We start from the raw sequence: 10,823 nt of genomic DNA on the forward strand, positions 1-10,823 counted from the left end.
TTCGGTACCAGACCAAACTTCTGCCTGAGCGCCGTCCTGGGTGACTACGCGCGGACTGGAAACAATTTCTACGCGACCTTCTGTTTGTAGGGCAGACAATTCCAAATCCACCAAGAAATCACCACTCAAAATGGACAAACCATAACTTGATGGAGTGCCTGAAGTACCTCCAAGAACCGGCATATTGACACCCAAACGATTGGACAGATCCGGAATATTTAGCGGACGCGTTCCATTCACAATATCTGTAGCCAGACTGGTTGAGGCATTGCTAGTTCCACTTCCCGTAATCAGCTTGCTGTTGCTGCGGTTAATGAAAGAAACACCGAAACGAGCACCCAAGTCACGGGCGTAATTATCTTCTGTCAGCACAATACGGGAATCTATCAGCACCTGTTTGACTGGTTTATCCAGTTCGGCAACCAGCTCACGTACAGCCTGAATCTTTTCCGGAATATCGTTCACAATCAGGGTATTCGTTCTTTCATCTACAGATACCGAACCTTTGTCAGAAAGAATGGAATCCACATTATTGGATAATCCGTTAGTGTTGGTTGCACGGACATTATTTTTTGCCTCATCAATCAATTTTTTGAGGTCCGTAGCCCGCGCAAACTGTACCTGAATACGGTCAATACGTGTTGGCGTCAGGCTTCTTTTTTCTTCCAATGTGCGCAATATCGTTAATTCAGAGGTTCTTAATTCCTCGAGTGTCGCCACATAAATAACATCACCGCTTTGACGTTTATCCAGCCCTTTGGTCTTCATAATAATGTCTAAAGCCTGATCCCAAGGCACATTATCCAGACGTAAGGTAATATTGCCCGTTACACCATCACTGACTACGATATTGTTATGGGTAAACTCGGCAATAATTTGCAGAACCGCACGAACTTCAATATCTTGGAAGTTCAAAGATAACGGCTCCCCTTTATAGTGTTTACCACTACCAAAACCAAGCATTTCCTGCACTTTTCGATCTTGGGCATTTTGTGCCGGTTTCATTACCTCAATGGTGTAGGTATTACCACTCTGATAACTGACAAACTCAAACGGGTTACCTGCCATATTTAAAGAGACTGTAGCACCACCATTTCCCTTCTTAATTTCGGCATAGCTGACTGGTGTATTGTAATCTGTTACATCCAGGCGCTTCTGTTCACTATTACTGATTGTGATACCGCGTACATCCGCTATTACTTTATTGCCATCTTTGCGGACATTCACGACTGTATCGGGTGATGGCAAATTAAAGGTAAAGGCAGCTCGGCCATTAGAAGTGCGACGAAATTCCGGCGCAAGGGCACTGGCGGAATTAACACCTTTGCCAATGGTAGCAGTACCTTTGCCAACAGTAACCATTTGTGGATTAACAGCTCCCCTAAATCCGGCAGCCGGAGCAGCTGGCGTTTTGACAGCAAGAGCTCCTTTAGGAGCGGCTTTCGAACCAGGCATTACATTTACTATGACATCCTGCCCTTGCTGGCTGACATTATAATTCATCGGTGAAGACAAATTAATAACAGCACGGGTGCGTCCTTGTCCCGGAATGACATCCACATTATAAATTCCATTAGAAGCCACATCTACACCACGGGATTTCATGGAAGATGTTGTATTGGGGAAATCCAGAACAATAGAAGAATCGGTATTGAATGCTGTAGGCTTAACCCCTGCATTTTTAAATACGAGTTGATACCCGCCAGCAGCACTACCATGTTCAACACCGCTAATAGCTGCCGCATATAAACTTGAGGACAACAGCAACAAGCTTCCAGTAAAGATATGTTTCATAATTCCATAACCTCTGTAAAAATCAATAAGTAAAGAGTTCTAAAATGGCCATCCGGTTCTGCCACCCGCGTGGAACTTTAAATTTTTCACGAACCATAATGTGATCAGGTTTGATAGAAATTATCAGACCATTATTTTTACCCATATATTCACCTTGCATAGTATTAACAATACCTGCATCGGGGGTCTGAATCAGTGCAGCACGTCTCTGATTCTTATTCACAACCGTGCCTACCATTGATAATTGACCCAAATCGTAATTTTCTAGGAAATATTTGGTATGTGGTACTGGTGCGCCATCACCACAACTATCATCAGCACATGTATCTTGTTTTTCATCTACCGGAGCCTTTGCATCTACCACGAAAGGCTTCAATGCAAAAGGATCAGTATTCTCGGATTGATACGCATAGGGAACATATTCCTTGTTTGCTGGCAAGGGACCAAGATCAAGATTGGGACTCGGTTTTACGGTCTCGGATGTCTCCTGTATAAACTGCGCCACTTCTGATTCAGGACTGCCATTCATAAAGCCCGTTGATAGACACACAACAAGAGATAAACCGACTGCCTTGCACAAGATTGTCTTATTTGGCATTTTGACCCTCTCCATTGCTGGTTAGTTGTTCCAAATTTTTCTTTAAAAACTCATCCAGGTCTACGTTGTAAACATAGGTCTGTAACTGGCTCTCAATAGTTAATTTATTAGGATCATTGTCTGCTATTTTGATAGACATATCAGAAACATTCATGATACGCTGCAATGCTGACATTCTCCCTGTAAATTTAGCAAAATTGGTATATTGTGTATCGGCTTTCAGTTTTACCGGTTTAATATTGTAATAAGGCTGTTTTATATCAACATCTGGCCTGACAAAAGAATCAAAAATAATACCATTATCTACGCCAGCGACGTAAACGCTATCAATAAGATCAGGAACCTCATCATCTGAAGGCAAATATTCAAGCAATGATCTCAATACTCCAACCAATGCCTCCGTTCTTTCTTGATATTTGGGGAGATCCTGTTGATATTGATAAAGCACTTTATATTTGTCTTTTAACTCGGTAATTTTTGCATTATGAGTATCTTGTTCTTCAACCAAAGGTTGTCTAAAGAACTTGTTATAAACAAATGCCATCAATCCTACGATAATTACCCAGCATATAATCTTGTAATAAACGGGCCATGTACCAGGATTACTGGTATCTAGCTGTGAGGGTGATACAAATTTCATCCCTGACCTCCTTCAACTTTAGGATTACGTTTGACATCTATATGAACCGTAAACTGTTTAACTTCACTTCCTTCAGGAACGGTAAAACTATTGTTTTTTACTGCAGTAACAATATTCTCAATAGATGCCTTGGAAAAATATTGGAACTTTTCCATATTACGAATAAATTGAGCGACTCCACTATCATTACTGGCAACCCCGGTAATAACAACTTTTCCTGCCTGATAATTAATAGAACTTAAAAATACCGTCTCCGGTGTATGTTGAGCAATATAGTCCAACATTTCCGTCGCCAGTCCACGCTCCGCCTGCAAGCCCTGAATAACATCAATTTGTAAATTAACTTGCCTGTTGAGTTCTTGTAAGCGTTTAACTTCAGTTTCAGCAGTAGAAAGTTTATTTATATTTTCTTCCAGTTGACTAATTGCCGATTTCTGTTCTTCAATATAATTGGTTTGCTGCCAATAATCAGCACCTAACGCAGCTGCGCAAAGGAAAACGATGCCAAAACTTGCATAGGTGAAGTTTTTCTTCTGTTCGTCGCGACGTTGTTCACGCCACGGTTGTAGGTTAAATTTTCTAGCCATTAGTTTGTGCCTTCCATCGCCAAGCCTATTGCCAAGGCATGATTGATTCCAGACTGCAACGTATCATCAGAACGTTGTGAGCCTGACAGCTTGATATAAGGAGCCAGATTCAGCAATCTAATCGTGTGCGAAACGTTTGCAGCACCCAGTGCATCCACGAAACCGGTCAGTCTTGCACCACCACCAGTCAGATAAATGGCTTTTATTGGTTCGGGATTTTCTGTGACATTGTTTGCTTCGTAGAAGTCCAACGCCAAATGAAGCTGTTCGGAAAAAGTCTGTACATAGGGCGTCAATACCAAATCTCTGTACTCATCGCCAAAGCTGTGGCCAATTTTGCGGTTTTCTGCAGATTCGGCATCAATATCAAAGACGTCCATGATAATTTCATTGACCGTATTGCCGCCAATTTGCTGTTCACGGCTGAACAGCAGTTCGCTGCCTTTACAGACATAGAAACGGCTGCGGCTGAAGCCAATATCAATCAGCATGATGCGGTCGTTTTTGCCGACATCATTCTTGGCGACATATTTCAATACGCGGGTAAAAGCGAAGGCATCAACATCTACCTGTGGCTTGCTGAAGTTTTTTGGCAATTTGTTCAGGAGTGCCGTCTTGTCATCCGCAACATCGCGACGTACCACAACTGCCAAACGCGTTCCTTTTTTGTTCGGCACTTCATCGAAGTCAAAATAGACTTGATCCATGCCGAAAGGAATGGCGTCATTCAGTTCCAGCTCTACTGCACCTTCCAGCTCATTGCCACGCAGGGAGGATGCTACATTAACCTCACGCATGATAACGTCGCCGGTATTGACGTGCAGAACCACCTGCCCGTTTTTCAGCCCTTGTTTTTTCAGGATGTTTGCAACAAGTGTACTCAGCGTTGCCCGGTCACGCTGTTGGCGCACATCTGGCGGGATCACTTCGTAAGCGAGGTGATTGGCGGTAAATGCCTTGCCCGACTGTTTGACCTTGGCAACCTTGATGCTGTATTGCCCGATATCTACCCCGATAATCTCAGGTTTTCCCAACATATATTTAACTCCTTTTAAGCCTGCCGGGATGTCCTGCCGCCAGCGGGATGCTGGCAGTTCGTGCAATCACGGCAGTCTTCAAACGTCTTATCTAAATCCCATGCTCAATTTATCCGTTTTCTGAACAAAAATCAATATTTGGTTAGTCTTTTCTTAAGCATTTTGCAATGTGGCTGCAAAGTGTGTTGAAAATACTGGTAAAACATCGCGTGTCCAGAAAACAACAAATTTTGCGATTGCGCTATTGTAACACAAATTTCATGTTTGTCTCCCTTGCAAGGCGCGGTTTTTCTGCCGTATAAGCGTTTTTGCCCGCACGAAGGCGGGCAAAATGGTAATGTTTGGGAAGGGCTGAAGGTTTTTTGCTGTTTTTACAGCAGATATTTCCAGAAGTCTTTGAGGACGACGAACCCCATCAACGCATACACCAGCGTCGCCCCGACGCGCAGCGCCCATTTCATGGTCGTTTCGGAGAGCGGTTTGCCACGTACGGTTTCCAGCGCGTAGAAGACCATGTGGCCGCCGTCCAGCATCGGTACCGGCAGCAGGTTGATGGCAGCAAGCGAGAGGCTGACCACGCCAAGGAAGTTGAGGAAGATGTCCCAGCCGTAGCGCAGGGTTTTGCCTGCCGCGTCACCGATGGTGAGCGGTCCGCCGATGTTGTCGAGCGAGATTTTCCCGGCGAACATCCGTCCAAACATATCGTAGGTCAGGCGGACGTAGTAAACGACTTTGTCCCAGCCGTGACCAAGCGACGCCCACAAGCCGTAGCGCTCTACGGTCTGGTAAGCGGAGACGTCCACCCGCTGCCATTTGACGCCAAGGAAGCCGTGTTCTTGTCCTTTTTGGTCGGTACGCGAACCGAGTTTGCCGTGCAGGGTTTGTTCGCTGCCCGCGCGCATGACGGTAATGGCGATATCCGCGCCCGGTTTGCCGTCGGCGATGACTTTGCCGATGCGGATGAGGTCTTGCGCTTTGCCATTGACGGCGGTAATGCGGTCGTCTTTTGCGATGCCCATTGCGGCCGCCGGACCGTCCGCGATGGTCTCGGCGACGTTGGCGGGTAGCCATTCGTCAACGAGGTATAGGCCGGTCGCTTCGTCCATTTTCAGCTCGTCGCCCGCACGCAATCCGCTGAGGTCAAGCGCGAGGATGCGTTCTTCGCCGTCGCGCTGGATGACGAGGTTAACGTCGCTGCGGCGGGGCGCGCCGACCAGTGCGATATGCGCGTCGCTGCTGAGCAGGATGTCTTTGCCTTCGACCGCGCGTATTTGGTCGCCAACCTGTAATCCCGCTTTGCTGGCGAGGCTGTCCGGTGCGATGTACGCAATTTCCGGGCGCAAGCCCTGGACGCCGTAGAGGTAGAGGGCGGCGAAGGCGAGAACGGCAAAGAGGAGATTGACCGCAGGTCCGGCAAAGGCGATGAGGAAGCGTTGCCACGCTTTTTTGGACTGGAAGGTGCGGTGTTTTTCGCCTTCTTCAACCGCTTCGTCGCTGCTCTCGCCCAGCATTTGTACAAAGCCGCCGAGCGGGATAGGGGCGAGGGTGTAGAGCGTGCCGTCTTTTTTGCCGCGCCAGCTGAGGAAGGGTTTGCCGAAGCCGAGCGAGAATCGGATGATTTTGACGTCGCAGCGGCGTGCGACCCAGAAGTGTCCCCATTCGTGGATAGTGACGAGGATGCCGATGGTGATGATAAAGCCGAGTATTCCCCAAAGCGCGGGTAACATTGCCTGCGTCTCCTTGCAGTGATGGTGTTCAGAAAAGGTTGGCGTAGAGGAAGCCTGCCGCCCACAGCACCATTGCCGAGAGCCAGCTGTCGATGCGGTCGAGGATGCCGCCGTGGCCGGGCAGGATGTTGCTGCTGTCCTTGATGCCGGCGCGGCGTTTGAGCACGCTTTCCCACAGGTCGCCGATGGCGGCGTAGATAACGACCAGCGCGGTTAGCGGCAGGAACGGGCAGAGGCCGAGCGGCAGTTTGACGATGAATGACAATACCAGCGCCGCCAGCATCGCCGCGAGGAAGCCGCCGATGAAGCCTTCGACGGTTTTTTTCGGGCTGATTTTTTCCGCCAGTTTGCGTTTGCCGTAATGGCGGCCAGCGAAGTAAGCACCGATGTCGCTGCACCAAACGATGATAAAGAGGCCGAGCAGGCCGCCGCCGCCAATCATGCGCTGAATGGCAACGGTCGCCCAAACGAAGGCGAGCAGCATCACCGAGCCGGCGACGGCAAGCAGGCTGTCGGGCAGGTTCAGGCGCTGGTCGCGGCCATAGCGGTAGAGCGCGTATGGCACGATGAACAGCCAAATGAATGAGGCGGCGGCAAGGAAGTAGAACAGCAAGCGGCTTTTGGCGACACCGCCGAGGCCGTATTCGAGCAGGAGCAGGCCGAGCGCGGCGATGCCGGTGTTGATAAGCGCATATTTCCACTGGCTGCGCGCTTTCCAGCGTAACAGGTTGCCCCATTCGCGCGCGGCGAGAGCGACTAGCGCCAGCCAAAAGAGGTTAAACCAGACAGCGTCGGCGTAGAGGTTAATCCAGAAGAATAGCGGGGCGATGACCAATACGGTCAGGATGCGGTAGAGCAGCATGGCGTTTTTGTCCGTCAGGTGTGCGACAGCGCGCCAAAGCGGCGCTCGCGGTGGTGATAGGCGGCGAATGCCGCTTGCAGTTGTGCTTCGCCGAAGTCCGGCCACAGCACGTCGGTGAACCACAGTTCGGCGTAGGCGAGCTCCCACAGGTGGAAGTTGCTCAGGCGCATTTCACCGCTGCTGCGGATGAGCAGGTCCACTGGCGGCAGGTCGGGCATCGGGCGGTGGGCTGCGAAATCACTTTCGTTGATGGTGTCCGCTTGCAGTTCGCCCCGCGCGACCGCTTGCGCCAAACGGCGGGCGGTTTCGCACAATGCCCATTGGCCGCTGTAGTTGATGGCAAGGACGACGTTCATGCGCGTGCCGTCGGCCGTCAGCGCTTCGGCGGCGTCTATGGCGTTGCAGAGCGAGGCGGAGAGCGGGGCGCGGTCGCCGAGGACACGCAGGCGGATGTCGTTCTTCCGCATTTTTTCCGCTTCTTCGCGCAGCGCCGCTTCAATCAGTTCCATCAGCACCTTGACTTCGTGCGCGGGACGGCGCCAGTTTTCGGTGCTGAAGGCGTAAAGGCTGAGGGTTTGCACGCCCGCCTTGGCGCAGGCGGTAACGACGCGGTCCACCGCCACCCGCCCGGCCTTGTGGCCAAAGGCACGCGGGCGCAGGTGTTGCTGCGCCCAGCGGCCATTGCCATCCATGATGATGGCGACGTGGGCAGGCGGGGTTTGCGCGGCGCTCATCAAACTTCCATCAGTTCCTTTTCTTTGTCGGCGAGGACTTTGTCCACCTGTTCGACGTATTTGTCGGTCAGTTTCTGGATTTCCGCCTCGGCACGGCGCTCGTCGTCTTCGGATGCCTGTTTGTCGGTGACGAGCTGTTTGATGCTTTGGTTGGCATCGCGGCGCACGTTGCGGATGGCGACTTTTGCCTGTTCGCCTTCGTTACGCACGACTTTGACCAAATCCTTGCGCCGTTCTTCGGTGAGCGGCGGCAGGTTGATGTGGATGTTTTGTCCGGCGGTGTTCGGCGTCAGGCCGAGGTCGGAGTTAATCAGCGCTTTTTCGATGACGGCGACCATGTTGCGCTCCCATACCTGGATGGTGAGGCTGCGGTAGTCGGTGACGGAGACGTTCGCCGCCTGCGACAGCGGCACCATTGAGCCGTAGTATTCGACCTGGACGTGGTCCAGCAGGCTGACGTTTGCCCGTCCGGTGCGGATTTTGCTCAACTCGTGTTCGAGCGACTGCACGGATTTTTCCATGCGCGTGGCGGCATCTTTCTGGATGGTCTGCATCATATAAACTCCTTAGGCGTGAATGACCGTGCCAACGCCGTCATCGAAGACAGCACGCACGATTTCATCGGGTTTGGTCATGTCAAATACCACCATCGGCATATCATTGTCGCGGCACATCACCACGGAAGTTGCGTCCATGACATTGAGGTTTTCGGTGAGTACCTGACGGTAGCTGAGGGCGTCGTATTTTACCGCATCATCAAAGCGTTTGGGGTCTTTGGAATAGACGCCATCGACCTTGGTCGCCTTGAACATCGCATCGACTTCCAGCTCAATCGCACGCAGGCTGGCGGCGCTATCGGTAGTGAAAAACGGGTTGCCGGTGCCGGCGGCGCAGATGACCACCCTGCCCTTTTCCAGGTGGCGGATGGCGCGGCGGCGGATGAACGGCTCGCAGACCTGGTCGATAATCAGCGCCGACATTACCCGCACCGGCACGTCAATCTGCTCCAGCGCGTCCTGAATGGCAAGCGCATTCATCAGCGTCGCCAGCATTCCCATGTGGTCGCCGGTGACGCGCTCCATGCCGAGCGCCGCCAGTTGCGCGCCACGAAAGAGGTTGCCGCCGCCGACAACAATGGCGATTTCCACGCCGGATTCCACCAGTTGGCGGATTTCGCCCGCGATGCGGCGTACTACTTTCGCGTCCAGACCAAAAGCCTGGTCGCCCATCAGCGCCTCGCCGCTCATTTTCAGCAAAATTCTTTTGTATTTAGGGGGATTGCCTGTAGTCATGTGTGTGTTCTCCGGATTGTTATAGGGCGCGCGCATTATACGTTGCGTGGCATAAAAAAACCGCCGACGGGCGGCGGTTTTGCGGGCGGTCAAGACTTAAACGCCTTTGGCCTGCGCCATAACTTCGGCGACAAAATCGGATTCTTCCTTCTCGATGCCTTCGCCCAGCTCGAAGCGGGTGAATTGCACCACGTCAGCGCCTTTTTCTTTCAGCAACTGCTCAACGGTGATGTCCGGGTTTTTGACGAAAGACTGCCCTTTCAGCGTCACTTCGCTGAACAGCTTTTTCATCGCGCCTTCGACCATCTTCTCGATGATGTTCGCCGGTTTGCCGCTTTGTTCGGCCTTGGCGCGGTGGATTTCGTTTTCCTTGTCGAGGAAATCCTGCGGCAGGGAAGCGGCGTCCAGCGAAATCGGGTTGCTGGCAGCGATGTGCATGGCGATGTCTTTCGCCAGTTCAACGTCGCCGGTGGTGATTTCTACCAGCACGCCGATTTTTTGACCGTGCAGATAGTGGCCGATAACGCCGCTGCCCGCAGTCAGGGTGACGAAACGGCGGATGGTCATGTTTTCGCCGATTTTCGCGACCAGCTCGCGGCGACGCTCGTCGGCGGTGACACCCGGTGCGACTTCGGCGGCGTTGAGCGCGTCAATGTCGGCCAGCTTTTGCGTGCGCGCCACTTCGGCGAGACGGTTGGCAAAACCACGGAACTCGTCACCCATGGCCACGAAATCAGTTTCGCAGTTGGCTTCAAGGATGGTCGCTTCCTTGGCGTCGTCGCTGATGGAAACGACCAGCGCACCTTCGGCGGCAACGCGGCCGGCTTTCTTGTCGGCCTTGGCGAGGCCGGTTTTGCGCATATGTTCAACGGCAGCTTCAATATCGCCTTTGGTTTCAAGCAGTGCCTTCTTGCACTCCATCATGCCTGCGCCGGTACGTTCGCGCAGTTCTTTTACTAATTGGGCGGAAATGGACATATTCAACTCCTGAAAACAAGGACGGCTGCGGACGTGCCGCAGCCTTTAATCATGCAAAAACAGACAAATTACTCAGCGTCGCCGCTTTCGGCAGCTTCAGCAGCCGGTTCATCAGCCACGACCGCTTCTTCCAGCGCCTTCTCGGCGTTCTCGCCGCCACGGGCGGTCACAGAAGCCTTGGCTTCCTCAATTGCGCTGGCGACCGCATCAACGTAGAGGCGGATGGCACGAACAGAGTCGTCGTTGCCCGGAATAATGTAATCGACGCCATCGAGCTGGCTGTTGGTATCGACCACGCCGACGACCGGAATGCCGAGCTTCTTCGCTTCCTGAATGGCGATATGTTCGTGGCCTACGTCGATGACGAACAGCACATCGGGCAGGCGGCGCATATGGCGGATGCCGGTGAGTGAACGGGCGAGCTTGTCGCGTTCACGGCCAAGGACGATGACCTCTTTCTTCACCAGCTTTTGGAACGTGCCGTCTTCGGCCATGCGTTCAATCGCTTCAAGGCGGTTGATGGACTGGCGGATGGTCTTGAAGTTGGTCATCATCCCGCCGAGCCAGCGGAAAT

The 10,823-nt window shown here is 52.0% G+C and carries 12 protein-coding genes; all 12 read right to left on the reverse strand.

The features are described from left to right. The coding region (pilQ, locus tag Q0349_RS01805) for a type IV pilus secretin PilQ (RefSeq protein ID WP_298079115.1) at window positions 1-1,794 on the reverse strand (1,794 nt) is incomplete at its 3' end. Between the two features lie 22 nt (window positions 1,795-1,816). After that, the gene (locus tag Q0349_RS01810) at window positions 1,817-2,392 is read right to left on the reverse strand and encodes a pilus assembly protein PilP (RefSeq protein WP_298079116.1); all 576 of its coding nucleotides are present in this window, start codon (window positions 2,390-2,392) and stop codon (window positions 1,817-1,819) included. Continuing rightward, window positions 2,382-3,032: a type 4a pilus biogenesis protein PilO gene (gene pilO / locus Q0349_RS01815; protein ID WP_298079117.1), complete on the reverse strand. Its 651-nt coding sequence runs from the start codon at window positions 3,030-3,032 to the stop codon at window positions 2,382-2,384. Before pilO ends, Q0349_RS01810 begins: the two co-directional genes overlap by 11 nt. Next, a complete protein-coding gene (locus tag Q0349_RS01820; RefSeq protein ID WP_298079119.1) occupies window positions 3,029-3,619 on the reverse strand; it encodes a PilN domain-containing protein in 591 nt (196 codons plus the stop codon). Before Q0349_RS01820 ends, pilO begins: the two co-directional genes overlap by 4 nt. Continuing rightward, a complete protein-coding gene (gene pilM / locus Q0349_RS01825; protein WP_298079121.1) occupies window positions 3,619-4,722 on the reverse strand; it encodes a type IV pilus assembly protein PilM in 1,104 nt (367 codons plus the stop codon). Before pilM ends, Q0349_RS01820 begins: the two co-directional genes overlap by 1 nt. 305 nt (window positions 4,723-5,027) lie before the next feature. Continuing rightward, a complete protein-coding gene (gene rseP, locus Q0349_RS01830) occupies window positions 5,028-6,383 on the reverse strand; it encodes an RIP metalloprotease RseP (protein ID WP_298079122.1) in 1,356 nt (451 codons plus the stop codon). Between the two features lie 28 nt (window positions 6,384-6,411). Next, a complete protein-coding gene (locus Q0349_RS01835) occupies window positions 6,412-7,245 on the reverse strand; it encodes a phosphatidate cytidylyltransferase (protein ID WP_298079123.1) in 834 nt (277 codons plus the stop codon). A 14-nt stretch (window positions 7,246-7,259) separates the two neighbouring features. Continuing rightward, entirely contained in the window at window positions 7,260-7,979 is a 720-nt protein-coding gene (gene uppS / locus Q0349_RS01840; RefSeq protein ID WP_298079125.1) for a polyprenyl diphosphate synthase, read from the reverse strand. After that, entirely contained in the window at window positions 7,979-8,536 is a 558-nt protein-coding gene (gene frr / locus Q0349_RS01845; RefSeq protein WP_298079127.1) for a ribosome recycling factor, read from the reverse strand. The genes uppS and frr overlap by 1 nt, the downstream gene beginning before the upstream one ends. Window positions 8,537-8,545: 9 nt before the next feature. Then, entirely contained in the window at window positions 8,546-9,271 is a 726-nt protein-coding gene (gene pyrH / locus Q0349_RS01850) for a UMP kinase (protein WP_298079128.1), read from the reverse strand. Between the two features lie 96 nt (window positions 9,272-9,367). After that, complete coding sequence (tsf, locus tag Q0349_RS01855) at window positions 9,368-10,249, reverse strand: translation elongation factor Ts (protein WP_298079129.1); 882 nt, start codon at window positions 10,247-10,249, stop codon at window positions 9,368-9,370. Between the two features lie 68 nt (window positions 10,250-10,317). Beyond that, window positions 10,318-10,823: 30S ribosomal protein S2 (rpsB, locus tag Q0349_RS01860; protein ID WP_298079131.1), on the reverse strand; the 506-nt coding region annotated here is incomplete at its 5' end.

The sequence above is a fragment of the uncultured Cardiobacterium sp. genome, assembly GCF_938028185.1.
Taxonomy (GTDB): domain Bacteria; phylum Pseudomonadota; class Gammaproteobacteria; order Cardiobacteriales; family Cardiobacteriaceae; genus Cardiobacterium.

Coding starts and splice junctions, on each gene's coding strand:
- rseP (WP_298079122.1), bottom strand. CDS start 6,383: ATGTTACCCGCGCTTTGGGGAATACTCGGCTTTATCATCACCATCGGC.
- Q0349_RS01835 (WP_298079123.1), bottom strand. CDS start 7,245: ATGCTGCTCTACCGCATCCTGACCGTATTGGTCATCGCCCCGCTATTC.
- frr (WP_298079127.1), bottom strand. CDS start 8,536: ATGATGCAGACCATCCAGAAAGATGCCGCCACGCGCATGGAAAAATCC.
- tsf (WP_298079129.1), bottom strand. CDS start 10,249: ATGTCCATTTCCGCCCAATTAGTAAAAGAACTGCGCGAACGTACCGGC.
- pilO (WP_298079117.1), bottom strand. CDS start 3,032: ATGAAATTTGTATCACCCTCACAGCTAGATACCAGTAATCCTGGTACA.
- Q0349_RS01820 (WP_298079119.1), bottom strand. CDS start 3,619: ATGGCTAGAAAATTTAACCTACAACCGTGGCGTGAACAACGTCGCGAC.
- uppS (WP_298079125.1), bottom strand. CDS start 7,979: ATGAGCGCCGCGCAAACCCCGCCTGCCCACGTCGCCATCATCATGGAT.
- Q0349_RS01810 (WP_298079116.1), bottom strand. CDS start 2,392: ATGCCAAATAAGACAATCTTGTGCAAGGCAGTCGGTTTATCTCTTGTT.
- pyrH (WP_298079128.1), bottom strand. CDS start 9,271: ATGACTACAGGCAATCCCCCTAAATACAAAAGAATTTTGCTGAAAATG.